General features: G+C 50.6%; 22 protein-coding genes. 6 read left to right on the top strand and 16 right to left on the bottom strand.

Going from position 1 to position 26,677, the window contains the following annotated elements:
- Positions 1–13: 13 nt before the first annotated feature.
- The 3 genes from ACY0JR_RS12445 to ACY0JR_RS12435 form a co-directional block, all read right to left on the bottom strand.
- On the bottom strand, positions 14–646 hold the full coding sequence (locus ACY0JR_RS12445; RefSeq protein WP_462634421.1) for a hypothetical protein: 633 nt from the start codon (positions 644–646) through the stop codon (positions 14–16).
- A 211-nt stretch (positions 647–857) separates the two neighbouring features.
- Complete coding sequence (locus ACY0JR_RS12440) at positions 858–1,730, bottom strand: prephenate dehydrogenase (RefSeq protein ID WP_462634420.1); 873 nt, start codon at positions 1,728–1,730, stop codon at positions 858–860.
- 169 nt (positions 1,731–1,899) lie between these two features.
- Entirely contained in the window at positions 1,900–2,187 is a 288-nt protein-coding gene (locus ACY0JR_RS12435; RefSeq protein ID WP_462634419.1) for a GNAT family N-acetyltransferase, read from the bottom strand.
- Positions 2,188–2,370: 183 nt separating this feature from the next.
- On the opposite strand from ACY0JR_RS12435, the gene ACY0JR_RS12430 reads away from it, so the two are divergent.
- A complete protein-coding gene (locus tag ACY0JR_RS12430; RefSeq protein WP_462634418.1) occupies positions 2,371–3,327 on the top strand; it encodes a CvpA family protein in 957 nt (318 codons plus the stop codon).
- Positions 3,328–3,515: 188 nt separating this feature from the next.
- Here the strand turns inward: ACY0JR_RS12430 and ACY0JR_RS12425 are convergent, their stop codons facing one another.
- Both ACY0JR_RS12425 and ACY0JR_RS12420 read right to left on the bottom strand, forming a co-directional pair.
- Positions 3,516–4,988 carry a M48 family metalloprotease gene (locus ACY0JR_RS12425; RefSeq protein WP_462634417.1) on the bottom strand — a complete coding sequence of 491 codons (1,473 nt, stop codon included), beginning with the start codon at positions 4,986–4,988 and terminating at the stop codon, positions 3,516–3,518.
- 231 nt (positions 4,989–5,219) lie between these two features.
- Positions 5,220–5,987, bottom strand: a complete 768-nt coding sequence (locus ACY0JR_RS12420) for an EcsC family protein (RefSeq protein WP_462634416.1) — start codon at positions 5,985–5,987, stop codon at positions 5,220–5,222.
- 243 nt (positions 5,988–6,230) lie between these two features.
- Between ACY0JR_RS12420 and ACY0JR_RS12415 the strand changes: the two genes are divergently transcribed.
- The gene (locus tag ACY0JR_RS12415) at positions 6,231–6,788 is read left to right on the top strand and encodes a hypothetical protein (RefSeq protein WP_462634415.1); all 558 of its coding nucleotides are present in this window, start codon (positions 6,231–6,233) and stop codon (positions 6,786–6,788) included.
- 108 nt (positions 6,789–6,896) lie between these two features.
- Complete coding sequence (locus ACY0JR_RS12410) at positions 6,897–7,364, top strand: hypothetical protein (RefSeq protein WP_462634414.1); 468 nt, start codon at positions 6,897–6,899, stop codon at positions 7,362–7,364.
- Positions 7,365–7,407: 43 nt separating this feature from the next.
- Here the strand turns inward: ACY0JR_RS12410 and ACY0JR_RS12405 are convergent, their stop codons facing one another.
- The 3 genes from ACY0JR_RS12405 to ACY0JR_RS12395 all read right to left on the bottom strand — a co-directional run bounded on the left by ACY0JR_RS12405 (position 7,408) and on the right by ACY0JR_RS12395 (position 10,266).
- On the bottom strand, positions 7,408–8,460 hold the full coding sequence (locus ACY0JR_RS12405; RefSeq protein ID WP_462634413.1) for a glycoside hydrolase family 43 protein: 1,053 nt from the start codon (positions 8,458–8,460) through the stop codon (positions 7,408–7,410).
- A gap of 274 nt (positions 8,461–8,734) precedes the next feature.
- Positions 8,735–9,967 carry a 23S rRNA pseudouridine(2604) synthase RluF gene (rluF, locus tag ACY0JR_RS12400; RefSeq protein ID WP_462634412.1) on the bottom strand — a complete coding sequence of 411 codons (1,233 nt, stop codon included), beginning with the start codon at positions 9,965–9,967 and terminating at the stop codon, positions 8,735–8,737.
- 83 nt (positions 9,968–10,050) lie between these two features.
- A complete protein-coding gene (locus ACY0JR_RS12395) occupies positions 10,051–10,266 on the bottom strand; it encodes a VF530 family protein (RefSeq protein WP_462634411.1) in 216 nt (71 codons plus the stop codon).
- 253 nt (positions 10,267–10,519) lie between these two features.
- Here ACY0JR_RS12395 and hutU point away from each other — a divergent pair, with 253 nt between their 5' ends.
- Together hutU and hutI are read left to right on the top strand one after the other, a co-directional pair.
- Entirely contained in the window at positions 10,520–12,232 is a 1,713-nt protein-coding gene (hutU, locus tag ACY0JR_RS12390; protein ID WP_462634410.1) for a urocanate hydratase, read from the top strand.
- A 389-nt stretch (positions 12,233–12,621) separates the two neighbouring features.
- Positions 12,622–13,869: an imidazolonepropionase gene (gene hutI / locus ACY0JR_RS12385; RefSeq protein ID WP_462634409.1), complete on the top strand. Its 1,248-nt coding sequence runs from the start codon at positions 12,622–12,624 to the stop codon at positions 13,867–13,869.
- Positions 13,870–13,931: 62 nt separating this feature from the next.
- Here hutI and ACY0JR_RS12380 read toward each other — a convergent pair whose 3' ends face one another.
- On the bottom strand, positions 13,932–14,495 hold the full coding sequence (locus tag ACY0JR_RS12380; protein WP_462634408.1) for a hypothetical protein: 564 nt from the start codon (positions 14,493–14,495) through the stop codon (positions 13,932–13,934).
- Positions 14,496–14,679: 184 nt separating this feature from the next.
- Between ACY0JR_RS12380 and hutG the strand changes: the two genes are divergently transcribed.
- Complete coding sequence (gene hutG / locus ACY0JR_RS12375; protein ID WP_462634407.1) at positions 14,680–15,654, top strand: formimidoylglutamase; 975 nt, start codon at positions 14,680–14,682, stop codon at positions 15,652–15,654.
- Positions 15,655–15,855: 201 nt separating this feature from the next.
- Here the strand turns inward: hutG and ACY0JR_RS12370 are convergent, their stop codons facing one another.
- The 7 genes from ACY0JR_RS12370 to ACY0JR_RS12340 form a co-directional block, all read right to left on the bottom strand.
- Positions 15,856–18,432 carry a phosphoenolpyruvate carboxylase gene (locus ACY0JR_RS12370; RefSeq protein WP_462634406.1) on the bottom strand — a complete coding sequence of 859 codons (2,577 nt, stop codon included), beginning with the start codon at positions 18,430–18,432 and terminating at the stop codon, positions 15,856–15,858.
- 923 nt (positions 18,433–19,355) lie between these two features.
- Complete coding sequence (locus tag ACY0JR_RS12365) at positions 19,356–20,744, bottom strand: MFS transporter (RefSeq protein ID WP_462634405.1); 1,389 nt, start codon at positions 20,742–20,744, stop codon at positions 19,356–19,358.
- A gap of 34 nt (positions 20,745–20,778) precedes the next feature.
- Positions 20,779–21,438: a bifunctional 4-hydroxy-2-oxoglutarate aldolase/2-dehydro-3-deoxy-phosphogluconate aldolase gene (locus ACY0JR_RS12360; RefSeq protein WP_462634404.1), complete on the bottom strand. Its 660-nt coding sequence runs from the start codon at positions 21,436–21,438 to the stop codon at positions 20,779–20,781.
- Positions 21,428–22,456: a PfkB family carbohydrate kinase gene (locus ACY0JR_RS12355; protein WP_462634403.1), complete on the bottom strand. Its 1,029-nt coding sequence runs from the start codon at positions 22,454–22,456 to the stop codon at positions 21,428–21,430. The genes ACY0JR_RS12360 and ACY0JR_RS12355 overlap by 11 nt, the downstream gene beginning before the upstream one ends.
- Positions 22,457–22,459: 3 nt before the next feature.
- Entirely contained in the window at positions 22,460–23,857 is a 1,398-nt protein-coding gene (gene uxaC, locus ACY0JR_RS12350; RefSeq protein ID WP_462634402.1) for a glucuronate isomerase, read from the bottom strand.
- 158 nt (positions 23,858–24,015) lie between these two features.
- The gene (locus tag ACY0JR_RS12345; protein ID WP_462634401.1) at positions 24,016–25,443 is read right to left on the bottom strand and encodes a tagaturonate reductase; all 1,428 of its coding nucleotides are present in this window, start codon (positions 25,441–25,443) and stop codon (positions 24,016–24,018) included.
- A gap of 187 nt (positions 25,444–25,630) precedes the next feature.
- The gene (locus ACY0JR_RS12340) at positions 25,631–26,674 is read right to left on the bottom strand and encodes a LacI family DNA-binding transcriptional regulator (RefSeq protein WP_462634443.1); all 1,044 of its coding nucleotides are present in this window, start codon (positions 26,672–26,674) and stop codon (positions 25,631–25,633) included.
- Between the last annotated feature and the right edge of the window lie 3 nt (positions 26,675–26,677).

The raw sequence follows: 26,677 nt of genomic DNA, 5'->3' as shown, positions 1-26,677 counted from the left end.
GCTTTGGCTTTGCCTATTTTCCCTCCTCTAAATGCACGTAATACCGCGTGATCTTACCCCATTGCAGCGTCTGAAAACCAGCCCAGCCGCCGGCTGAGATAAGCGTGTTCAGGACGGCGCGGCCACCCGATTGCTCGCCTTGGTTATTGGGTTTTTCGTCTCGGCCAATTTCCATACCCATGATCTTGGTACCCTCGCGCACTACCCGGAAGGTGCTGGTGGCGTCATCGGTGAAGAAATGTTTTACTTCGTCGCCATCCAGGGCGTCTTTTTGTGGTTCGGGTTTAGGGCAGGGGCGTACCACAAACTGGGCGGCGTCTTCTTCCTCCACTACTTCAATTACGCTCACCCAGTTCTCAATGGGTGAGGCAGGCAGAATGATCTGCATGAAATCTCCCACCCGCACTTTGGTCGCGTTGGACGGATGCCCTTGCTTATCATAGAGCTGAAAAGTGGAGTTGACGCCGGTCAGGGTAGACCAACTGTTCACGTCAAACAGTTTCTGCTTGGTGCGGGTGAACTCCTGGCGGGCGGAGGCTTCGTCTGGGTACGTGTTCTCGTTGTAGAAAAACTTGTCTTTGGATTCCTCTCCCTTTAGTACTTCCCACTCTTTTTTGATCTTATTCAGAAAATCAGTGATAGCCATCGCGCTCCGGTTTTGTCTGGTAAAATGTTCTTTCCAAAAGCGTACGGGAGAAGAAGGGTGAGGTTAAGCAAAGCAGGAACCTACTGCCCTATTTTGGGCTGATTTCTCAAATTCAGTACAAATACAGAAAAGCAACGGGATATCCCGAAATGGATGCAACCGGTATATTCTGTTTCAGACTTGGTTTACAGAAAACACCTTCAAAACAGCGTTACTTCACCGGAGCCGACTGCGCAATACCATCCAATACTGGTCTAATCTGGTTGGCCTGTTGCATCATGTGGTACAACTGGTCGGTTTGGCCGTGCTGGAGGCACTGCTGAAACTGCTGCAAATGTTTGATGTACTCGCCCAGGGCGTGGCTCAGGAAATGGGCGTTCTGCTCAAAGATGGGAGCCCACATATCTGGCGAGCTTTTGGCCAGACGCACCGTAGACGCGAAACCAGAACCTGCCAGGGTGAAGATGTTTCGTTCGTCTTTCTCTACGTCCAGCACCGTTAAACCCAGCAGAAACGAACTCACGTGCGACAGGTGCGACACGTAGGCCACGTGCTTGTCGTGCTCCTCGGGCTGCATGTAGATGGTGTTCAGACCCAGCACCGAAAAGAGTGCCTCGGCGGTAGCCAACGCGTGAGCGGAAGAGAGTTCTTTCTCGCAGATAATGTTCATCTTGCCCTGGTACAGCCCTTCCAGCGCGGCGGTGGGGCCCGAATTCTCAGTACCGGCAATGGGGTGGGCGGCCACAAACTGGGCACGGTTGGGGTGCGTTTTCACAGCTTCGCACAAGAGACTTTTAGTGGAGCCCAGATCAATGACTACCGTCTGCGGCGGCACTAGGTCCAGCAGGGAAGGCAACAGTTTCTGAATAGCCGTCACCGGAATAGCCACCAGAATGACATCTGAAAGCGCGGCGGCTTCGGGCAGAGGCAGCACCCGGTTCACTAAACCTATTTCCACCGCCTGGGCAGCGTTCTGGGGGTTCTGTTCCACCCCAATCAGTTCGGCCGCGAAACCAGCTTTTTTGAGGTCTAACGCAGCCGAACCGCCAATAAGCCCGGTTCCTATGATGGAGATAGTTTTCATGGTTGAAAGCGTACGCATAGTAGAAACGCGAAGGTACTACAAGTTTTGCTATCGGCTTTCATTTGCGTGGGCGCACGTACGTAAAATAGCCTGGCTGATTTAAGGCCGTTTTTGGAAAACAACCTCTAAATCGGCGTATCACCAACTGGGCTATTTTGGAGCGTTAAGGTTAGCCTTCAGACATGAATTCTTTGTATTCGGGGTGCCGCTTTACGTAGGCTTCCACCACGGGACAAGACGCCACAAATTTCATTTTCTGGGCGCGTATGTGGTCCAGGGCGTTTTTCACTAACTGATCGGCCAGGCCCCGGTTGCGGAAGCCTTCGGGCACAAACGTATAGTCTAGGTCAAATTCCCTTTTCTCAGTGATAGAGTACGTGAGTTCGGCCTCTTCTCCGTCCAAGTCTATGTAAAACCTGGAATCATCTTCGTCATGAATGACTGTTTTCTTGTCCATGTATGCGGTTGTTTTATGGAAAGATATACGGGAATGGCGCCGGAAGGAGACTAAATACAGTACTTATCCCGTGCTTTACCGCATTAGTTGGGTAACAGAATAAGGCAGACAGCGGTAAAAGAAAACAAATGAGCCGGTGCTTCGGGCCATTTTCAGCAAAGGTACGTCACCGCATCTAAGCCTATGAACTATATAGACCTCCTTCTTTTGTTTATCGTGCTCACCAATCTCTGGACCGGTTGGTACCGTGGGTTTGCCTACGGAATGCTGGATCTGATCAGGTGGGTGGGCAGTCTGCTCATTGGGTTGAGTTTGTACCCGTACGTAGCAGATTGGCTGGGTACGGTGGTGGACTGGAACGAGCTGTGGTTATTGCCCATTTCCTTTTTTCTGGTGGCGTTACTGGCCAGTATTTTTATTCAGATGCTGGGCGAATGGGTGCTTGCCCAACTTCCGTCTACCATTCACCGCAACAGGGGGAATCAGGTGTTGGGCTTGTTGCCCGGCTTCTTCAGCGGCCTGGTGACCGCCATTATTGTAGTGGTATTGCTCACCGCATTCCCGTTGCCGCAGGGCGTGCAGGACGAGGTGCAGGAAAGCCGGTTGGCGTCACAATTATCTACCGTTTCAGACAAAGCCGAAATGGCCTTAACGCCCGTCTTCGGCGAAGCCATGAACCGCACCATGCGCAAACTTACGGTGCAGCCCGGCTCTGATGAGATGATTGAACTGCCCTACAAAGTCACCAGCATGAAGCCTCGCCCAGACCTGGAGGCCGAAATGCTGCAACTGGTTAACGAAGAACGCGCCAAAGAAAACCTGAAACCGCTTGCCGCCGATACCTCTCTGCGTCGCGTAGCCCGCCTGCACTCTGAAGACATGTTCCGGCGCGGCTATTTCTCCCACTACACCCCCGAAGGCTGGAGCCCATTTGACCGCATCAGGAAAGCGCGCGTCCCCTTCAGGTGGGCCGGGGAGAATCTGGCGCTAGCTCCAACCCTAGACATTGCGCATAATGGTTTAATGAACTCGCCGGGGCACCGCGCCAATATTCTGCGAACTCAGTTTGGCCGGGTAGGTATTGGCGTGCTGCAAGGCAGCGACCGGCGGTTAATGATTACCCAGAACTTCAGGAATTAAATGAACGGAGACAGTCAACATTATAGAATGGATTGTCGGTATCCGTACCGTTGCTGGCGCGAGCGGGACGCTCGCGCCAGCAACTTGAACCAAAGTACTATTTGGTATTACCCTTGAGAAAACACCTCCCAAATAAAAAGCCGCTCCTTCTCAGAAGCGGCTTTCCTTTAAGGCCGATGTGGAGGGTGTTACTTCTGAACCACTTTAATCAAAGTATTAGCGGCTATCTTGTCAGTTAACTGCATGCCGTTGAGAATGGCCATTTCTTCCAGACGTTTGTCTGGCACGTTGTAGGACCGAAGCACCTGAGACAGCGTGCCCGGTGTTTTGACGGTTTTGATGCGCACTACCTCGGGCTTGCGGTTGATTTTTTCCTGGTCGGTAAGTTGGCGGAAGTTCTGGGCGGTGGCACTGAACGCCGGGAAATAGGTATTGAAATCAGTAGCCGCGGAGACACCCGTAATGTTGTAAATCATGCCTCCGTACTGAATAAAGTAACTCAATGCCTGAATGGGAGCCGCTTGCTGTTGCTGGGCTTGTTGCTGCTGCTGCTGTTGGGGAGCCTGTTGCGCCATAACGGCCAAAGCAGGCAAGCCATTTACGGTCACTTGCTTAGATTCAATGGCTTGCAGTTGATTGTCGGTGAGCATTTTCTGGGCAGCAGCTTCTAACGAGGTGCCCTGGGCCAGACGCAAAAACATCATCGCTTTGCCGTCCTGCGGGGCCATCTGCACCTGTTGCGGGGTGTTCTGGTGTTGCCAGCCGGTGGGAATAGGGAACTGGAATTTCAGCTCTGGGTGGTAAAAGATGTTATTTTCCACGAAGCCCTGTTTGGGGTCATCGCCGTAAATCAAACCTTCCAGCATGCGCAGATAGCTGTCCCGACCCTCTTTCAAGTTAGTGGCGTTGGTTTGCTTTTTCCACTGGTCGGCTAATTGGTGCACGGTGTTATAACGGTCGCCGGGGTTAGGGTGGCTGGACATGAACGTAGGGATCTCTTCCTGTCCGCTTTGTTGCGTCTGGCGCTGCAAGGTCTGGAAGAAATCTGCCATGTGGCTGGCGTCATACCCAATTTTGGTGGAATATTCCACGCCCAACTCATCTGACTGGCGCTCATCATCGCGCCCGAATTTCAGGAACAAAAGACTGGCCCCCTGTGAAAGCTCATTGCCGTATTGGGCCAGGGTAGGGGAGGCAATCATACCGCCCATGAGCAGAACTTGCGCTATGGTAGATTTGCTTTGCTGCTGCGCCGAGTGCCGGGCCGTAATGTGCCCTATCTCATGGCCCAATACCCCGGCAAACTGCGCCTCACTGTTAAAGTGCGCCATAATGCCCCGGGTAAAATATACATAGCCGCCGGGCACCGCAAAGGCGTTCAGCACCGGAGTATCTACAATCTTGAATTCATATTTCAGGTTAGGGCGGTGCGAAATGGCGGCCATTTGGGAGCCCTTCTCCTGGATGAAGCGCTGCAACGTTGGATTTTCCACCAAGCCGAACTGGGCCACAATCTCGGGATCTGACTGCAAGCCCATGGCAATCTCTTGTTCTTCAGACACAAAGTTGATGTCCCGTTTACCGGTAACCGGGTTGGTGGCGCAGGAATTAAACAATAGCAGAGCCGCAACGGCCAGACTATAGGGATAGTGTTTTTTCATAGTGGTAAGGATTAGGGACATATAATATTACTGATAGTACTTACCAGCCGCGCCAGTAGTGCTGCTCTTTGCAACGTTTCCAGATATTAATGGTTGCAGCGTGCTTTTGATAGGACTAATCTTAGATAGATGAGTTGAGGGTGAACTTGCCTTTTAAGGCTGTTTTTAAGAAAATACCTAAAAAATAGAGAGGCATACTGGTTAAAAAAGGAGAGCATAAGTAAGATTTTCTCAGAGCCCAGAGGCATCTGTTGGCGGAAGCAAATCCAGAAAAGATTGTTCTTTCCAGCGCATGCGGTAGGCGTTCATGGCCGTGATCCCTAACTTCTGGAGTAGCCGGTAATTGACCACCGCGCCCACCGGAGCCCCAATGATAGGAATGAGCTGCGCCATTTTTGCCAGGTCAATATAGTCCCGGTATTCTTGCTGGAAAGTACGCCAATCAAACTGGTGAATGTCTTCGGGGAGATGGAGTTTCTGGGTTTCCCAATCTACCATCTGCAGGTACACCTCGCGCTTCTGTTGCTGTCCGCTAAAGGCCAATTGGAAAATGTGTAACAAGTAAATCCGCTCGCGGTAATCTTCTACAGAGTGGCCGTAGAGGGCCGCAATGTCAAAGAGCATCTTCAATTTGATGCCCAACAGAAGGGGGAAATCGGCGAGGCCGAGCAGGATGCCTCCGGCCCCGGTAATGCCTCCTTCGGCAGCGGCCGTTTTCTTGTAAAAGTCAATGCGTTCTAAAACCGCCGCTTCCCTCCACTCCAGGGTAGCAGGCGGCAAGGATTTGCTGGTGGTATACTTCGCCCCGAACAGCACCGCCCTAATCATCTGTTTAATGGCAGCGGTGATGGCCTTGTGGACTTTCTCTGGAATGTAGCTGTTCAACTTCTGCTGCATGCCCCTAGTGAACTGGTTCATCAAAGACGGCTCCTTCTGCATCTGCTGTTGCCACTCCCGCAGTTCCTGCAAAATCTTTTCTTCGTAAGCAGAGGGCGTCATGGCGAAAAGTTGAAAGGGTAAAACTCTAGACGAAGAACGACTTTTTAAGCGAAGAGCGCAACTATCCGTTACCTCGCCTTGGTTTCTGGCAAGAACACCGTCAGGTTGGATTTCTTTGAATTATCAATATTTTAACAAGAAAATAGAAGCCTACTTTGCTGTGTAGTTCACCAACGCATATAGTGCTAATAAATTTAAGTTTTACGTTATTACAGTAGTTATAGAGCATTAATAAACTAAAAATTGAAACAGCTTATTTTTATACTGATAGTTGGTACCTCTTTGACTTATTACCAAGTCAAATCGACCCTTGCTTCATCTCTGACTAAGGCGCTGGCAACAGAAAGAATATACAGCTTAGAACAGGATACTGGCAGAGTTACCTTCCAGAAAATTGAGCAGGTAGTTCAAAAAAGGAAACAAAACACATGGGTTGAATTTAGCGACAGCGCCGCCTCTCTAGCTTTGCATTTCGAACCTCGACACAAGGATACTCTTAATGTTTCATACTCTTCTGAGTGTTGGCTTTACTACCCATACACGATTAAAGACGGTAAAATCATTGTCTACTGGGACAAGTTGATTGACAGTAAATACAGCGACTTCGATATTCTAAAGGCAATAAGGAAAACAAGTAAGAAATCTATTGGCAAACCATTCATGGTCTTAGAACTAGCCAACGACACTACTCTCAAGGCAACATACCTACTTCCTGATTTAGTAAAGAAGATTAACAGTTCCAGTAAGGAGAGAATATTCTTCCCTGCAAAATTTACTGTTTCGCAAGAATTCTATCTATAAAAAAGAAGAAAAACGCCCTATAACATCTCGTGCATGAGGCATGCTAAGGCCGACGACCTCGCACGTATCATACACGAGGCCGTTGGCACAAATCGTAAAATAAAGAAAATGGAAAAACCAACCTTCCCGCTCATCTCGATTTATAATGAAGAAGTGTTAGAATTGATGCAAAGCGAGGAAGGCTATTCTAGAGCGACGGCTTTTGGACTTATTAAACAAAATGACAATAACGTTGCATTTGACAGCAAAGGAGTAAAGTGGAATTATCTTTACAAGTCTGCAAAGTTTAAGAACGACTTCATCACTCGATTGCTGGCAAACACATTTTATAACCCTAAGCTCGACGTTACCCTGGAATGGAGGGAAACAGGAAATTATAATATAGCGGAGCTTAAAGAAGCTATCAACCGCTGTGTTGACAAGGATGACGATATTATTACCCAATCTGCAGAAGGTGAAACTATAAAAGAAGCTGTCAACTCCTCTGTTTCGTTTATAGAAATAACCAAAGTACTGAAGAAGTATGCGTTTGGGGTAAATGAAGAGAAGTTGTGGCTAGAAATGGATAAAGAATAAAAACCACTTGTTTTACTTTTCAACAATAAATACCAAAATAACACTACCGTTTCTTTCCCTTTTTCACCGCCATTTCATTGTCACTCAGTTCTTGCCCGAAATCTGGTAGGCCGTCTTTGGTCCATCTGAGGACCCGGGCGCGGGTATGGCGGTTGGGGTCATACAAGGGCTCGCCTTTGATGTCTTTATAGTCGCGGGCGTGGTAAATCATAATGTCGGTTTTGCCGTCCTCAGCCACAATAAAGCTGTTGTGCCCCGGCCCGAAACGCTTGAGCGCCTCGTTGGTGGAGAAAACCGGTTCGGGTAATTTGTGCCAGGAGGTGGGGTTCAGGAGGTCGGCATTTTCATCTGCCCAGAGTAAGCCCAGGCAGTAGTTGGCATCGGTGGCGCTGGCCGAGAAGGTCATGAACACCTTGCCGTTTCGGATGATGACAGCCGGAGCTTCGTTTACGTTATGCCCTTTCCGTTCCCACGCATATTCTGGTTGGGTAATGACTACCTGTTGGTCACCCAGCGTGGTGGGGCTAGTCATTTTAGCGATATAGATGCCCGTGTTCACCTCCTTGTTAGAGGCCCGATCTACCCACAGCATGTAGCGTTGGCCCTTGTGCTCAAAGGTAGTGGCATCTAAGGTGAACTGATTGGGTTTGCTCACAATCTCGCCTTCCTCTTTCCATTCGCCTTGGGTGGGGTCTGCCGAGGCATTAGACAAAGCGTATTTGCGTATCGCCCATTTGTCTTCCACTGAACCGGCCGCGAAGTAGATGTACCATTTCCCCGCTATCTGGTGCAACTCAGGCGCCCAGATGTGATTGCCCATGGGGCCTTTGGTGTGCTTGCGCCACACCACCACAGGTTGTGCTTTTTTTATGCCGTTGATGGTCTTGGACTTCCGTAGTTCAATGCGGTCGTACTCGGGCACGCTGGAAATGAAGTAATACGTGCCATCAGAAGCTTTCCAAACGTGCGGGTCAGCGCGTTGCGCGGCCAACGGGTTGTCAAACTGGTTCTTCTTCAGTTTCTGTGCGGGCACAGCCCATCCGCTGAGGAAGAGCGTCACCGCAAGGAGGAGTTTCAGGTATTTACTGGAGTTCATGTGGTTTGTACCGTTCATATTCAACCGAGTTTCCCTTTTAGGCTTGTTTTGCTAAATATAACTGTAAAATATACATTTATAAATACACAATCCATAGATTCCTGCAAAGCCTTTTCTAAGGTTTACTTTTGGCGTTTGAATTGTTACAGCTTAGGCTTATCTGCAAAAAAGGGACAGCGTTTTGAGCCTGATTATTGAATTTCAGGCTCAAAATGCTATCCCTTTCTAAATTAATGCCAAAGCAGATTCTTCGGCACCAGAAGAGCCGGGAGTACTACTTACGGCCCTTGCCCCGGGTACCGGCGGTTCTGGTTGGTTTCTGGTCAGAGCCTGGTTTTGGTTTTCTGGCCGAGGCTGCTTTGGGGTTTCTGGCGGGCAGGGAGCCTTTGGGTGACCGAGGCGTTTTCTTGGAAACGTGCTCAGATTTGGTTTTCAGGTTTTTGCCGGTGGCTGGTTTGGGTCTCCGTTCTGCGGGTGCCTTGGAAGTTCTGGCAAAGTCTGGTTCATCATCAGCGTAGCTGGCTGCCTCTTTCTTCGGTCTTCTGCCGGGGGTATAGTCTTTGGGAATGCGGCGGGTGGCGCCGGAATCTGGGGCAGGTCTGCGGACCACTTTGGATTTGGGGTTCTCGTACTCCGCCGAGGTTCGTTTGGGTTTGCCTACGCTGTGTACTTTGACGCCAAATTCCTCTATTACCTCATCTTCGTCTTCCGGCACATCCTCGGCATCCGCTTTGCGGGCAGAACGGGCCGCTTCTTTGCCCCAACTAGAGGCATCTTCGGTTTTAGAAGATTCCGCCACCAGTTGATTGATGGACTTGATTTCCTCCAGCGTCAGGTAGCGCCAGTGGCCGGTAGGCAGGTCATCCAGTTTCACGGTCATGATGCGCACGCGCTTCAGCTTTTCCACTTTGTAGCCCAGCGCTTCGCACATGCGTCTTACCTGGCGGTTCAGCCCTTGGGTTAAGACAATCCTGAACACCTTGTGGCCCTGCTGCTGCACAAAGCATTTCTTGGTCACGCCCTCAAACAGACGTACCCCGTTGCTCATGTTCCGGATGAACTCGTCTGTTACGGGTTTGTCTACCATCACCACGTATTCCTTCTCATGGTTGTTATCGGCGCGCAGAATTTTGTTCACAATGTCGCCGTCGTTGGTCAGGAAAATGAGGCCTTCAGAGGCATTGTCCAACCGCCCGATGGGGAAAATGCGCTTAGGGTAGCCAATAAAGTCAATGATGTTTTTCTTGTCCTTGGTGTCTGTGGTGGTGGTTAGACCGGTGGGTTTGTTGAAGGCGATGTAGATAGGCCGCTCGTTCGGTTTTTTAGACCTGATGGCCTCGCCGTCCACGGCTACTTTGTCGCCGGGTTTTACGGTAGCACCTTTCTTGGCATCGCGGCCGTTAATGGTCACGCGGCCTTCCTCTATGTACTGGTCGGCTTCACGGCGCGAGCAGAAGCCCGAGTCGCTGATGAATTTATTGAGCCGAAGTCTGTTATCTGTTGACATGTTCTTGCTGATTCTGAATACTATACGTGTGCGGAAAAAGGAGCGCCAGGATTTTGGCACTATGTTTCTGAAAATGAAACAATTTAAGCGAAGGTGTCTAGATACAGGTCTTCTACTTTCTTGCGGGCCCAGGGCGTTTTGCGCAGAAAGGTAAGGCTGGACTTAATGCTGGGATTGTGCGTGAAGCTGTTGATTCTGATACGCTCCCCCAACTCTTCCCACCCGTAGTGATCTACCAACAGCACCAGAATCATTTCAAGGGTTTTCCCGTGCAGCGGATTGTTTTTCTGTTCTTCCATATTTCCAGTACAAAGGTAGTCTTTCTAGGTGAGTTTACGCGAATACCCCACAGAGGGTGGTTTGCAGGGTATTCAAGGCCAGGTTTTGCTAATAGCTGCTTCGTTTTACACTTGTTTTTCTGGAAATAGGCTAAAAAACAAAAATGTATCCCTTAATAGCAGCTGAAATTGTAATCCTATTGAGAATTGTCTGTAACTTAAGGGAGTTTTTAGCTATTGCTGTCTATCATAGCACCAAACCTATTCTTTCTACATGGATACCCTTGCCTTACCGCTTTCTGTTCCTGCTTCATCCCTTTCCATAGAGGAATTTATTCAGACTTATGCCAACCACCCGGTGTACATTGCTCCGCGTGGCCCGCAACTACACGCCAAAAACTGGCAGGCCGAGGCAGCCCTTCGGATGTTTCTGAACAACCTGAGCGCAGAAGTGGCCGAAGACCCGGAACAGTTGATTGTGTACGGCGGAACAGGGCAGGCGGCGCGCACTCCGCAAGACGCCCGCAAGATTGTGGAACTGCTGCTCACGCTGGAGGAAGACGAAAGTTTACTGATTCAGTCTGGAAAACCGGTAGGCAAAATCAGAAGCCACGCCGAGGCCCCGCGCGTGCTCATTGCCAACAGCAATCTGGTGCCCAAGTGGGCCACCTGGGAGCATTTCAACCAACTGCGCGAGCGTGGTCTCATGATGTACGGGCAAATGACGGCCGGTTCCTGGATTTACATTGGCAGCCAGGGCATTCTGCAAGGCACCTTTGAAACCTTCGCTGCCTGTGGCCGACTCCATTATGAAAACGATTTGCGCCACAAACTGGTGGTAAGCGGCGGTTTGGGCGGCATGGGCGGCGCTCAACCCTTGGCGGCTACCATGGCCGGCGCCACGTTCCTGGGCGTAGACATTGACCCCGAAAGAATCAGGAAGCGTTTGGAGACCCGCTACATAGACAAAATGACCTTTGATTACCGCGAGGCCGTGCGTCTGGCCCTGGCCGCCCGGGACAAAGGCGAAGCGGTCTCTATTGGCCTAGTAGGAGACATTGGCGATGTGCTGGAAAAACTTATCCAGGACGGCATCACCCCAGATATTCTTACAGATCAGACCTCGGCGCATGACCCGCTGAACGGCTATGTACCTCACGGCCTGTGCCTGCCCCAGGCGTTGGAGTTACGCGAAGCAGACCCAGCCGCGTACCGCGAACGCTCCTTAAAAAGCATGGCCCGCCACGTGGGTTTTATGCTGGAACTACAGCGCCGCGGCAGCCGCACCTTTGATTATGGCAACAACCTGCGGGAGTACGCGCAGCAGGGCGGCGAACCCAACGCGTTCCAGATTCCCGGGTTTGTGCCCGAGTACATCCGGCCGCTTTTCTGCGAAGGCAAAGGCCCGTTCCGGTGGGTGGCGCTCTCCGGTGATCCCGCCGATATCCAAGTAACGGATGAAGCCTTGAAAGCACTTTTCCCGGAGAATACGCACCTGATCAACTGGCTGAACCAAGCTCAGTTGCGCGTGGAGTTCCAAGGACTTCCCAGCCGTATCTGCTGGCTGGGCATGGGCGAGCGCGAAAAAGCCGGGCTCCTGTTCAACCAACTGGTGCGGGAAGGCAAGGTGAAAGCTCCCATTATCATTGGCCGTGACCACCTGGACTGCGGCTCTGTGGCCTCGCCCTACCGTGAAACCGAAGGCATGTTAGACGGTTCAGATGCGGTTTCTGACTGGCCGCTCCTCAACCTCATGGCCAATGCCAGCGGCGGCGCCACCTGGGTTTCTTTCCACCACGGCGGCGGCGTAGGCATGGGCTACTCCCAGCATGCGGGCATGGTGATTTTGGCAGACGGAACAGACCGCGCCGATGGCTGCTTGCGCCGGGTGCTGCACAATGACCCTGCGCTAGGCCTCTTCCGCCACGCCGATGCCGGATATGACACCGCCCAGGAGAACGTCCGAACCTTTGGGTTAGGGTTGTAGGAATAAACCATTTTGCATTGATGTATGAAAGATGCAGGAACGTGTTTTCGGCCTCTTTTCTTTAAAATACCGTTGAAACAGTTTAACTTAATATAAAGGTCTAAACAGTACAAGCTGCTTTCCATCTTCAGGTAGCCCATAAATGGAAATAACACCCCTCGCTCGTCTCTGGCGAGTGTGAGCTACCTGCGGCCTCTGGCCGAGTTATGGACAACTACCAGGCTAGATTCATGTAGCGGCGGGACGCCGCAGGTAACTCACACTCGCCAGAGGCGAGCGGGGGGGGGGACATTTATTGAAAAATCCACTAACCCTTTCAATAGCTTTCAGCTCCTGAAAACAAGAATTCTGATTAGATTGAGCCTCCCATTCTAATCTTTTAAAACCACATGGCAGCACCAGACGAAGTAATGACGCTTATTGGCCCCTTTACGCAAATCCTGCCGATGACGCATCTTCCTTTAGAGGGTCCTATCGCCGATGAGCAACTGGAGGTGCTGGAAAATGCAGGCGTACTCCTGAAGGGAAAGAAGATTGAGAAAGTAGGCAACTATGCTCAGTTAACGCGCGAAGCAGAAGCCAACCACTACCAGTTGCAGGAAATCAAAACTCCTATGGTGCTGCTGCCGGGGTTGATAGATGCCCACACGCATCTGTGTTTCGCGGGTTCCCGAGCCAATGATTACGCCTTGCGGGTTGCCGGTAAAAGTTATCTGGAGATTGCCCACAGCGGCGGCGGAATTCTGGATACGGTTTCAAAAACCAGGGCCGCCCCGTTAGACCAACTGGTGCAGGAACTCCTGGTTCGCTGCGATCGTCACCTCGCCGAAGGCGTGACTACCTGTGAGGTGAAAAGCGGTTACGGCCTCACCGTAGAAGCGGAACTCAAAATGCTGGAAGCCATTCAGCAGGTAAACCAGCAGCATCCCTTAGATTTGGTGCCCACGTGCCTAGCTGCTCACCTGTGTCCGCCTGAGTTTGCAGATGCGTCCTCCTATTTACAGCATGTTTTAGAAGAACTGCTGCCAAAAGTGAAAGAACGGAAGCTCGCCCAACGGGTAGATATCTTCATTGAAGACACCGCTTTTTCTGAAGCAGAGGCGTTGCCTTACCTGCAAGCTGCCCATGCCCTGGGCTTTGACCTCACCGTACACGCTGACCAATTCAGTACCGGAGGCAGCAAAGTCGCCGCCCAGGTAAAAGCCGTCAGTGCCGACCATCTGGAGGCCAGCGGCATTCTGGAGGTAGCGTTGCTGAAGGAAAGCGGCGTGGTAGCTATCGTTCTTCCTGGTGCTTCGCTAGGCTTAGGTATGCGGTATGCGCCCGCCCGTCAAATGCTGGATAATGGGCTCTGCGTCGCTATTGCTACGGACTGGAATCCTGGTTCTGCACCCATGGGCGATTTGTTGTTGCAGGCAGCCTTACTGGGAGCTGCCGAGAAACTGACCATAGCTGAGACTCTTGCCGGTATTACCTGCCGCGCCGCCCACGCCCTTCGACTCACAGACCGGGGAAAACTGGCCCCCGGCCTGCCAGCCGATATGATTGCTTTCCCCACCGGCCATTACCAGGAGATTCTGTACTACCAGGGAAAACTGAAGCCAACCATGGTTTGGAAAGAAGGAATATTACGGTAGAAGAGGGGTACCTATGTGTTTTCAGAAAGTCTGCATCCATTTTCAGAAAATCCCCATCCATACTAATTCCTGGATTTCTGCTTTTCTAAAAGAATGCGCACGATACGGGTGTCTTCATCATCCCAATTGATATTTTTGATGTTCTCTATCAATTGTACAGACAAACCATCATATTGCCCAAACGTGTTATAAACCTCAATCAGGAATTCGGTCTCATTTATTTCTTTGATGAAGCCATACAGCCCCAAGTCCTGATAAAAATTTACATAGATGAGGTTTTCTTCCTTTAAAGCCTGCTGCAGGATCTCTTCAATGCTGCAGTTCCCGATATGGAAGATAGCCGGAACGGAGGTGTCGGCGTAGAGCTTGCGGAGGCTAGCCTCTTTTACTTCTAATCTGCGCAGGAAAACATCGTCAAAATCTGCCCCAAAAAGATCAGAGGTTCTGATGATGGTGATACCATTGGGGAGGCCTTGTTGCGAAATAGACCTGATACTCACTGTTTCATCGTTTTGGTCAAGCAAATAGCCGAAGTGCAGCTTGGGGCCATCAGATGAGTTGACTCTAAGGGTTACTGGTTTCTGTTCTTCTATAGATTTTTGAAGTAATGCGTAGAGTAATGTCATGCAGGAAAGGGTAGGAAGATTTGTCTTTTATTAAATGATATTGTTGATGTAAAATAAGAAAATATTCTGTACCCGACAGGCCTGGAAAAGTAATGATGAGTAAAAGATATCACTCGCCAGAGGCAAGCGAGATGATTACTTTTTATGAATATCCTTTACCCTACATTAAAATTAGCTTCCATATATGTACAAACCCACAGATAAAACAACTTGGAAAGGAAGAATAGACCTACCTGATGGCGAACTGGGACTGAGGTGGCATCAGGTAATCCAGTTGCTAGATCTCACCGGCGAAGTGCCAAACGGGAACGGAAATTTCGTCTTTTTAGGCTTCTGTTGTGAGGAAGGGGTAAGAAGGAACCAGGGCAGGGTAGGAGCCGCCGCCGGTCCGGGTGCTATCCGTCAGGCTATGTCCGCTTTCGCGGAGCATCTGCCCGCCGGGGTGCAGTTGTTTGACGGGGGAGATGTGTTGTGCACGAACCAGCACTTGGAAGAGGCGCAGGCGCAACTAGGCAGAAAAGTGGAGCTGTTACTCCTGAAAGGTTTCAAGCCGATTGTGTTGGGCGGCGGACATGAAACGGCGTACGGCCACTTTTTAGGCGTCCAGAATGGTCTGAAAGAAAGTGAGAACCTGGGAATCATCAATCTGGACGCTCATTTCGACCTTCGCAGCTATGCCCAAGGTTCCAGCTCTGGTACGCCTTTCCGCCAGATAGCCGATGACCAAAACGCAGCCGGAAGGCTGTTCCATTACCTGTGTCTCGGCATTCAGGAATACGGCAATACCCGTCAGCTTTTCCAGACTGCCTCAGAATTGGGAACAGAATATGTGACCGCGCAGGAGATGCAATCCGGGGCCGTGGAGATGGTACAGGAGAAGCTACAGCAGTTCATGGACAAAGTAGACAAGTTGTACCTGAGCATTGACCTAGACGTGTTTGCCGCCGCCTATGCACCGGGTGTCAGCGCGACCAATGCATTGGGCCTTTCCCCGCACACGGTTTTGCCTTTACTGACGCAAATCATACGTAGCGGGAAAGTGGTTTCCTTTGATGTGGTGGAGTTAAATCCTACGTTAGATAGAGACAGCCAGACAGCCAAACTCGCTGCCACGCTGGTGTATTATTTGGTACAGGCCAGGGGCAAAAGTGCTTCTTAAGTAGTAGAAAGCGTCTTGGCTTGCACGAGTACCTCGTTACAGGGTAACGAGGCTGCATTCTGTATTCCGCAGCGACGTTACCCTGTAACGTCCTACAAATTCCTAATGCAGACATTTTTTAAGGCTGTTTTCCTGAGAATTGCCTTAAAACAGCAAGAGGCCGATTCTACAATAGAATCGGCCTCTTGCATTGATCATCCGCTACGCGGAATTCCGTTCGGCGTTGATAATCCCGAAGGAGCAGCGCATGACCAGTTTCTCGAATTTGCTTTTGGTGGAGGTATCGGATTGCTGTTCTTCCATCTCCCTTATCTTGGTGAGGGCAAACTGCTGGATGGTGAGGAGCGGCATTTCAATGCGTTGGCGCATCTGAATGGAATGCAGGTTCACCGGTTTGTCTGCCATGAGGTGCGCGTTGCCCGTGAGCCGAAGCACGTATTGTTTGGTGCGTTCAAACTCCTGGTGAATGACGTTCCAAAGTTCCCCATATGTAGGATGCTGGGCTAGAAACGCCGTGAGCGGGAAGAAACATTTGGTCATGGCCATCTCGCAGTTACCCAGCAAGGTTCTGAAGAACAAAGACCGCTGGTACAATTCTACAATGGCTTCCCACTGACCTTCGGCCTCCAGCTTTTCCAGGGCGCTGCCCACCCCGAAATACCCCGGCAAGTTCTGCTTTAACTGGCTCCAGGAACCCACGTAAGGCACCGCCCTTAAATCGTCTAGGTTTAGTTTGCCGGGCTTGCGCTTAGACGGGCGGCTGCCGATGTTCGCCTCGGCGTAATACCGGAGCGGACTGGCGTAATTCAGGTACTCCAGAAAGCGGGGGTTGTTTTTAAGCGAGTTGTAGGCCTGGTAACTTTCGTCTGCCAGGCGCTGCATCACCTGTTCCTCTGCGTCTGAAAGCGTGGTTTCCTGGGCGGTGAACAAGGCATTCTGGATACCCGCATGAATGAGTTGCTCCATGTTAAACTGCGAAGAATCTATGGTTCCGAAGTTAGAGCTGATGGTCTGACCCTGGATGGTCAACTGAATCTCTTGACTCGCAATCTTCGGGCCCATGGAGGCGTAGAACTGGTGCGTACTTCCGCCCCCCCGGGCAGGTGGTCCGCCCCGGCCATCAAAGAAGACAACCTGTAGATCGTACTGTTTGGCTAACAGCGTCAGTTCTTCCTTGGCTTTGTAGATACTCCAGTTAGACATGAGGTACCCGCCGTCTTTGGTGCCGTCTGAGAAGCCCAGCATAATGCTTTGAATGTTCCGGCGCCGCTTCAAATGCCGCCTGTATACCTCAGAGGTGTACAAGGCCTCCATTACGTCATGGGCATTCCCGAGGTCATCAATGGTCTCAAAAAGCGGCACAATATCTACTGAAAGCTCCTCCTGTTTCCAGCCGCTGAGCAGAAACAAGCCAAAGACCTCCATCACATCCAGCGCGCTGGTACTGTGACTGATGATGTAGCGGTGACAGCCTTCCGGTCCGTTGATTTGCTGAATGGTCTTGATGGCCTGCATAGACTCCAGCGTGTCGCGGTGCAGTTCATTCTCTAACGAGGCAGGGTCAACGGTGGTGTTGGACTGCAGCAAGGCAGAAATCTTATCGTCAGCGGAAAGTTGGGCGTAGTTCTCTGGCAACGCGGCTGTAGTGGCGGCAATGGTCTCCAGCGCCTCGGTGTGCGCCGAGCTGTCCTGACGAACATCCAGGGATGCAAAGAATAACCCAAACAGTTCTACTTTCCGGATAAGGTTTTCGGCCAGATCCAGGAACAAGTAGTTATGATCATTGATCAGGATTTCCTTGATTCTGTTCAGGGGCTCCAAAATATCTTCTTTGGAAATGTCTGCTTTGTAGCCCGGCAAAAACAGATTATTGTAGAGCTTCTCCTCCAGGGCAATCAACTCGCTCAGAACGCCTTTAAACGTAAGCCGGCGCTTTAACCGACGAACGTCCTGGTAATACGATTTGATGATGGCCCCACGCAACGCCTCGGCTACTTTGAGCGTGATGTCCGCCGTCACAAAAGGATTTCCGTCCCGGTCGCCGCCGGGCCAGAAACCTAACCTGATCAGAGGATGATCTTCTGACACTGCCTCGGGAAACTGTTTTTTCATGAACGTCATGATCTGCCCCGCCGATTGATAGAAGACATTCTCCAGGTACCAGATCAAGCTAACGGCTTCATCATACGGCGATGGCTTCTCGTTTTTGAAAAATGGCGTTTTCCCCAGTTGGCGCAGATAGCTGTTTACCTGCACGGTATTGTCGCTGACCAACGCTTTAGATAAATCATTGATGATGCCCAACACCTCACTGGGGTAAAACTGGGTAGGGTGGGCCGTGAGCACCAGCCTTACAGAGAAATCTTTTAGCTTCTCTTTTAGCTGCGCCTGAGTTTGGGTTCGTTCTACCTCCGCCTGCAAATGTTTGAGGGTTCCAGCACCAGCCATGTCGTGTATCTCCCTGAAAGAGGCGTCTTCCAGCGCATCAAAAAGAACCACCTGGCGCTCGGCGTACTGCACAAACCGGAAGAGTAGATCCATCTGCTCCTGCTCAGTGCGGTAAGGCGTGTACTGATTGAAGTACGTGCTGATGATTTCATTAGGGCTTAACTCTTTCGCAAAGCCTTCTTCGCAGTGCAATAGAAAGATAGAAAGGAGTACGCCCGTCTTCTCTACCCTGTGAAAAGGCAGGGACGTAAACAAGCTGTTGTACAATTGGAATTTCAGTCCTACGTGTTTGTCATAGGTTTGCAGGGCGCTGGTTGAAGAACCATCCATAGGAGTAGGGTTTGGCGTTGATGCTATTGGCAAGTAAAAGACGGGATTGCTTCTTTACAAGTAAATTTTGATTTTATTAGGGATTATGAGGTGATTTTGGAAAAGTGAAGGCAATTAGTTTGTTGCATTAAGGATTAGTCTATGTTGAAGCTGGTATATTGGGAATTTGTTAACGTGTTTTGTTGAGTTGTAACTAGAATGGTAGAGCTTTATCTGAGACGGTTATTGAATCAGATATAGGTAGTGGCAAAACAGGTTTTTAAACATAATTCTCTGACTTGTTTGGTGCATGCCTTACGCTGTTCCCTTGGATGTGCCGCTTTATGCGCAGGTGCAAGTGCTGTATTGTTACATTGTTTCCCTCCGTGCGCTCACGGCCGCGAGGCCCCGTCTTCCCCTCCCGCACTGCCCTTTCGGCCTGAGAAGTACTTTGCGCTTAGTTCTGCCAATCCAGGGCCAAAAGCGAGGCGCGCTCGGGAAAGACTGGAATTGGCAATGTGTAGAGGAAAGTAGCAAAGGGCTTCTGCCTATCAAAGCAGAGATTCCCCCTATGAAGGCAGGGCCGTTAAGTTCTAAAAATTGATATGGTTCAAGTTTTCAACTTGGACCTAAAATGAGCTGAAGTTTGCAAATCAGTGAGGCGTTAGCCTCAAACTCTGCAAGAAAGGCAATGGACTATACAGCAGTTTAAGCCTCCAATGTAGAACTTAACGGCCCTGCCCTTTGAATGGGCGAAGGGGGATGTTTACACCTGCCGGTTCACGCGTTCCTTTCTCATGCAGTTGGAGAGTGGATTTTATGCTCGTAGGTGTAATGGAAACACCAGAAACAGCCGTTTAAAACAAGAGCCTTCAAGTTGGTACTTAAAGGCTCTTGAAAGGACTCTAAATGTTGTTCGGCTTTCTAATAACCCATCTGCTTTCTTACAAAGCAACCGGCTTCATTTTAGGCACCAAAGACTTCATCACTGCCCAAGCTACCAAATAGGCCAACGCGCAGAACGCGAACATGATGGTGTAGCCGGTTTCGATATGGCCTAGTTTTTCATAATAGTCAAATAGGTAACCGCCTATTTTGGTTACGACCACTCCGCCGATACCGCCCGCCATACCACCGATACCGGTCACCGAGGCAACTGATTTCTTAGGGAACATGTCTGAAACGGTGGTGAAGATGTTGGCGCTCCAGGCCTGGTGGGCTGAAGCGCCAACCCCGATCAGGATCACGGGGAACCAGAAGCTGACATCGCCCAGCGGCTGCGCCGCCAAAACTACCAGTGGGAACAATGCGATTACGAGCATGGCTCGCATGCGGCCTTCGTATGGGTTATAGCCTTTATTGATGAAATACATGGGGAACCAGCCCCCGAAGATGCTTCCAAACATGGTCATGCTGTAGAGTACGCCCAAAGGCAGCATCACGTCGGTGCCGGTGAGGCCGTATTGGGCTTTCAGGTAAGCAGGCAGCCAGAAAAGGAAGAACCACCACACGCCGTCGGTCATGAATTTACCGAAGACGAATGCCCAGGTCTGCTTGAATTTGAGCAGGCTGAACCAAGACACTTTCTCCGCCGATGCGGGAGAATCCGGCTCCAGAACAGCTTCGCTGTCGCTGCTGATGTACGCTCTTTCCGGGGCAGACATTCTTTTTTGTCTATCAGGGGTGTCATAGAAAATGAACCAGAAAATCAGCCACAGGAACCCCACGGCCCCAATGATGAAGAAGGTATATTCCCAGCCCAAATGCGAGGCAATCCACGGAACGGTCAACGGCGCCAAAATGGCTCCCACGTTAGAACCAGAGTTGAAGATACCCGTAGCCAGCGAACGTTCCTTTTTAGGGAAATATTCGGCAGTAGCCTTGATAGCCGCCGGGAAGTTACCAGATTCCCCGAAGCCCAGGAAAGCCCTGGCTACCATGAACCCAATTACTGAAACCGGAATCGTGGCAAACCCAATCGCTGTGAAAACCGGACTCACCGCTCTGCCAAGAGGCTCTGCGTAGGCGTGCAGAATAGCTGCCAAAGACCAGATGATCAAGGCCCAGGCATACCCTTTTTTGGTGCCTAGCTTGTCAATAAAGCGCCCCGCAAAAAGCATGGAAATGGCGTAGGTGAATTGGAAAACAGCCGCAATGTTAGCGTAATCTGTGTTAGACCACCCGAATTTCTCCGCCAGCAAGGGCTGCAGCAGACTGAGTACCTGACGGTCAAGGTAATTGACGGTAGTGGCGAAAAACAAGAGGCCACAGATGGTCCACCTGTATCCGCCAATCTTTTCCTGTACCAAGGTCGATTGTGTGGTTGGTTGCATATAAGGTTTGTTTGTTAGTTGCTGTAAGGGTGCCCTAAGACCGGCTGGTTTTTACTAAGCTCAATGCCTGCTGCGTCAAATCATGTAATCGGTCATATTGTTGACCAGCGAGGATGTCTTTGCTGATGAGCTTGCTGCCCATGCCCACGGCACAAACGCCCGCCTTGAACCAGGTTCTGATGTTCTCTTCCTCCATTTCCACGCCGCCGGTTGGGATGAACAACTGACCCGGGAACAATTCTTTGATGGAAGACAGGAATGCCGGACCTAGAATATTGGCCGGGAACAGCTTGATCAGTGCTGCCTGCGCCTGCTGCGCCACATGAATCTCAGTAGGAGAGAAGCAACCCGGAATCCAAAGTAAACCAGCCTCGTGCACCAGATTTCCCACCTGCGCGTCTACAATAGGAGCCACCACGTAGTCAGCACCGGCTTTCAAGAAGTCGTTGGCCTGCTGCACGGTCTTGATGGTCCCAATGCCTAGGTGCAAGTCTTCGTACGTTTTCAGCTCTGATTTCAGATACGTGAAGTTTTCCAGTGCAGCGGCACCACGGTTGGTGTACTCCAGCGTTCTCACACCGGCCTTGTACAAGGTTCTAATGATTTCCAGGCTCACCTCGGGGCTTTCATAGAAGAACAAAGGCAGTAAGCCCTGGTCAACAATCGCCTGGAGGGCGGTTTCTTTAGTTGGCATATTCTCTGATGGTTTCTTCAATCTCGGCTACCGAGGTGGTGGTAGCGTCGCTCTCAATGAATAATTTTTTGAAGGCCGCAGCCGTGGCAAATTCCAAAGTCGTTTTAGGGCTGTTTTGGTGAAAGAAGCCATAAATCAGGCCAGCCATGAAACAGTCACCGCTGCCCACTTTGTCTACAATCTGGTCAACCACATACTCCTGTGACACCTGCAGTTCGCCTTGGGTGTACAGCGTAGTAAAATACCGAATGCCTTTGGCTCCATGGTCAAAACGGAAGGTGTTGGCGACTATTTTACACTTCGGGAATTCTTTCAGGATTGCTTCTGAGGTGAGCGTGGCGTGCTGCAACAGTTTTTCTTTCTCAATGTCGGCTACCAGTTCTTCCTGCAGCGGCATGCCCAGCATCTTGTTGGCAGCCCACACGTTGCCCATGATCAAATCACAGGAAGCAGCTAAGGCGGGTATTACCTCCACCGGGTCTTTGCCGTATTTCCACAGCTTGGCGCGGTAGTTCAGGTCCAGGGAAATAAAGATGTTCCTTTCCGAAGCTTCTTTCAAGGCTTCTTCGCAGACATCGGCCACGTTCTGATTGATGGCGGGGCAGATGGCACTGAAATGGAACCAGCTCACACCTTCAAACACCGCATCCCAGTTGATGGTACCGGGCGTAAGATCGGCGTACGCCGAGCCCGCACGGTCATAAATCACACCCGCGTTTTTGAGGTCTTTGCCTTTGGGCAAGTAATATAACCCAATGCGGTCGCCCTGCATCACGACCGGAGTAGTATCAATCTGGCGGTCCTGCATATAGCCCACCAACTGCTCCGAGATGAAGTTCTCGGGCAGCGCCGTGAGGTACGCTGAGGGAACGCCCCACAGCGCGAGGGCTGTGGCTACGTTCAGTTCAGCGCCGCCTACATAGAACGGCAATTTGTTCTCGCCCAACCACTGGCCGTCGCCATCGGGGCAGATTCTCAGGAGCAGTTCTCCAAATGATAAGACTTTCCCTGCAGTCATCCCTTAGAAGTTGAAGTAGTTTTTGGCGTTGTTGTAGCAGATGTTCTCTACCATCTGGCCAATCCAGGCCATTTCTGAAGACGGTAGTTCACCGTTCTCCACGTCATTGCCCAGCATGTTGCACAGGATTCTTCTGAAATACTCGTGGCGTGGGTAGGAGAGGAAACTGCGGGAGTCTGTCAACATCCCAACAAAGCGGCTCAGCAAGCCCATGTTAGATAGGGCATTCATTTGCTCTTCCATGCCTTGTTTCTGATCCAGGAACCACCACGCCGATCCGTACTGAATCTTGCCTGGCGTGCTGCCATCATTGAAGTTTCCAATCATGGTGGCGTAGAGCTCGTTTTGGCTCGGGTTCAGGTTGTACAGGATGGTTTTGGCCAGTTGGTTAGAGTTGTCCAACTTGTCCATGAACTTAGACAGTGGACGGGCCACGTCAAAATCCCCGATGGAATCAAATCCGGTGTCTGCGCCTAGTTCGCGCATCATGCGGGTGTTGTTGTTACGGAGTGCACCCAAATGGAACTGCTGGGTCCAGCCTTTGGCGTGGTCCATCAAGGCCAGTTCTACCAGCATGGCAGACTTGAATTTCAGCACTTCATCCTGCGTCAACGCTTGTTTCTGCAGTGCTTTTTCGAAGATCTGGCTAATCTCCTGGTCAGTGTATTCTTCGGCGTACATGGTTTCCAAACCATGGTCAGACAAACGTCCGCCCTGGGCGTGGAAGAAATCATGGCGCTGTTTTAAAGCATCTAGTAAATCTTGGTACTTGCTGATGGAAACGCCGGAAGCGGCTTCCAGTTTCTGCAGATAGGTTAGATACCCCGCGTCTTCAATGGCCATGGCCTTGTCCGGACGGAAGGTAGGCAACACCTTGATGCCGAAATCATCGGCGGCAATCTTTTGGTGGTGCTCTAGAGAATCAATTGGATCATCGGTGGTGCAGATAATCACCACGTTCATTTTCCTCAGAATGCCGCGTACGCTGTACTCCGGTGTCTGCAACAAAGCGGTGGCTTCGTCATAGATGGAGCGGGCGCTCTCGGGGTTTAGCACTCTCTCAATCCCGAAGGGTCTTTTCAGCTCCATGTGCGTCCAGTGGTACAAAGGATTCCGCATGGTAAACGGAACGGTTTGCGCCCACTTCTCAAACTTCGCGTAATCCTCGGCATCGCCGGTGCAGAAACGCTCTGGGATGCCGTTGGTCCGCATGGCACGCCACTTGTAATGGTCACCCTCCAACCAGATCTGCGTCAGGTTGTTGAATTTTCTATCGTTGGCAATGTCCTCCGGATTCAGGTGGCAGTGGTAGTCAATGATGGGCATGTGCTTGGCATGCTCATGGTATAACGTTTGGGCCGTCTTGGTCTGAAGTAAAAAGTTATCGTCTAAAAATGACATGTACGTACGTGGTGTTTTAATGGAAAGAAGCGGAAAATGCACTCATCTCTGGCTAACCAGCTGCTGCATTTTCCGGGTGATTTCATGAAAATAGGTTAAAAACAGATATGCCCAACTGGGTGTACCTATTCCTACTAAACAAGAGTAAGCGGAAGGTACTATTTAGACAACCCCACCTGCTCTTGTTGCTGAAGAAGCACCAATTGTTTGGTGACTGTATCTTGCAGGTTCGCTACTTGGGTCAGGTCGGTTCCCCAGAAATCCTGATTGGCTAATACGGCGGCTACAGTTTCCTCTACTGAGTCTTTTTGCCACGCTGCGGCAAAGAACTCTACCACATCTGGAGTATCACTCACCGGAGTTGGCTCCCCATTATATTCTCCTTTGTAAAACAGGATCATGGCTGCCAAAGAGTGCAACAGACGCTGCGGCAACTGGCCTTGGCGCTTTTGGTACTCCAGCACCGATGGCAACACCCGCACCTTGTATTTAGAAACCGAGTTCAGGGCAATGGATTGCAACTCGTGGCGGATGAACGGGTTTTGGAAGCGCTCTATCACGTCATTGGCGAACTGGTTCAGTTCCTCGGCAGAAAGGTCAAGCGTTGGGATGATTTCCTCAAAAATGGCTTCCTTGATGAACGTGCCAGCTTTTTCGTCTTCCACGGCTTCACGCACGGTGCGCAACCCTTGCAGGTAAGCTACCGGTACTAAGGCAGTATGGGCACCGTTTAAGATGCGCACTTTGCGGGTTCTGTACGGCGTAAGGTCGTCCACAAACTTCACCTGTAAACCAGCTTGGTCAGTCGGGAAGGCTTTGGCTACTGATTCAGGGGCCTCAATTACCCACAAATGGAAAGGCTCTGCTTTCACCACCAGGTTGTCTTCAAAGCCCAGGTTCTGCTGGATTTCTTTGATCGTGTCTTTCGGGAAGCCCGGTACAATGCGGTCTACCAAGGTATTGCAGAAGATAGTGTCATTCTGGATCCAGGAAGTGAACTCAGCTGGGAGGTTCCACAACTCCGCGAACTGAAGAATGGTCTGACGAAGGTTCTCACCATTTTTCTCAATCAGTTCGCACGGGATAATGGTAAGAGCTTTGTCTTTAGCCCCGTCAAAATGCGTGAAGCGGCGGTACAGCAAAGCAGTCAGTTTGCCCGGAAACGAGTTAGGTGTGGTTTCAAAAGAAGTATCTGCTGGGTCAAAGCTGATACCTGCCTCCGTGGTGTTGGAGATGACAAACTCCATGTCTGGGTTCTCGCCTAATTTCAGGTACTGTTCGTAATCGGCGTACGCGCTCAGGGCGTTGCTGACGCAGGTAATCAATCTGGTTTCCTGAACCGTTTGCCCCTCCTGAATTCCTTCCAGCACCAGGTGGTACAAGCCATCCTGCTGATTCAGTAACTGGTAAATGCCTTTATCGAGCGGCTGGATAATCTCCACGTTGCCGTTGAAATCTGTTTTCTCGTTGAGGATGTCAATAATCCAATCTACAAAACCGCGCAGGAAGTTTCCCTCGCCAAACTGTATTACTTTGGTGGGTCTTGTCTGGGTAATCTGGGCGGTGCTTCTGTTCAGTTGCTGCATATTTTTTGATTTGTTGGGAGAGAAACGGATTCTTTTTGCTCGTTTATTTTCTTCAGGCTGGGAAGATGTTTTCCTTCCACTTTCAGGATAAAGGGCTGTAAACGCGTTTAAAGCTCTGTTTTCAGAAAAAGGGAGCTAAACGCAAGTACATCGCCTGTACATTCCTATTAAGGAAAGGTTCCTGGTTTTATTTCTCTTGAGAATCAGCTTTAAGGGAAGATCCTCTTATGATCAATTCGGGTTTCAGCACGGTTTTCTGGGGTACCAGTTTCTTGTCTGGACCGGCTTTAAAGTTCTCGAAGAAAAGCTCGGCGGTGATGCGTCCCATGGTTAAGCTGAACTGGTCAACGGTGGTGAGCGCGGGGTCAGAAAAGGAGGTAAAAGGCTCATTCCCGAAACCGGCCAGCGCAATTTCCTGCGGTACTCTGATGCCTTTCTCCTTTAACACCTGCAAAGCTCCCATGGCCCCGTAATCTGACGCCGAGAAAACGGCATCGGGTTTTACGTCCAGTTCCAGTAGGGCCTCCATGCCGGCCCTGCCGTCTTCCAATTGAAGGTTGCTCTTGATCACCAACGACTCGTCAAAAGGAACTTCGTAGTCCCTGAGGGCATCCATGTACCCGCGCAAACGTTCCTTGAAAACGCTCACTTTTTTGGGGCTGGTAAAGTGGGCAATGCGGCGGCACCCTTGCTGAATAAGGTGTTCCACTACTTTGTAGGCACCTAAATAGTCATCAATCACTACCTGGCTTACTTCTAGGGCATCAGTGGTGCGGTCAAACAGAACCAGCGGAATCCCTTTTTCCTGGCAGCGTTTGTAGTGGTCAAAGTTCTCGGTGTTCTTGCCTATGGAGGCAATAATGCCGTCTACCCGGGCACTCAGCAGGGCGTCAATGGTTTGTACTTCCTTCTCGTAGTTGTCATATGACTGCGAGATGATCACCTTGTAATTCAGTTTATTGGCGATTTCCTCAATGCCGCGTACCACGGAGGCGAAGAAGGCACGGTCTGCCGTGGGCACAATGATGCCAATAATGTAGCTCTTGCCGTTGCGTAAGGCCGCGGCAATGTTATTAGGCTGATAGTTCAACTGCTTGGCCGCTTTTAAAACAGCCTTTTTGGTGATCTCACTGATTCTGGGGTTGTCGTTCAACGCCCGGGAAACGGTGGATGCCGTGATGTTGAGCTTCTCAGCTATGTGGTGAATAGTCACCTTCGGTTTATTGGCCATTTG

The sequence above is a fragment of the Rufibacter sp. JT3400010 genome, assembly GCF_054956755.1.
The sequence above is the reverse complement of the archived record's forward strand: the minus strand, read 5'-3'. Positions and strand labels throughout refer to the sequence as shown.